General features: G+C 60.4%; 1 protein-coding gene. It reads right to left on the bottom strand.

Translation table 11 applies throughout. The annotated features are described in order from the left end of the window. Positions 1 to 240 (bottom strand): amino acid permease (locus J5M56_RS26395; RefSeq protein WP_207938236.1); only part of this gene is annotated, 240 nt, incomplete at both ends.

Raw genomic sequence — 240 nt, 5'->3', positions numbered from 1 at the left:
GCACCGAGGCCAGCGACGGGTTCTGCAAACCGGCCAGTTCCGGTTGGGTCATGACCCCCAGCGACAGTACATTGACCAACACCAACAGTGCCAACACCCCGAGAAACCCCACCACCGTGGCCTTGCCCACGTCGGAGCGTTTTTCCGCCCGTGACGAGAAGATGCTTGCGCCTTCGATGCCGATGAACACCCAGACGGTGACCAGCATCATGTTGCGTACCTGGTTCATCACGCTGCCAA

Origin of the sequence: Pseudomonas sp. 51_B (assembly GCF_017491595.1) — a bacterium.
Lineage (GTDB): Bacteria > Pseudomonadota > Gammaproteobacteria > Pseudomonadales > Pseudomonadaceae > Aquipseudomonas > Aquipseudomonas promysalinigenes.
Note: the sequence above shows the minus strand (reverse complement) of the source record. Positions and strands in the feature narration are given on the sequence as shown.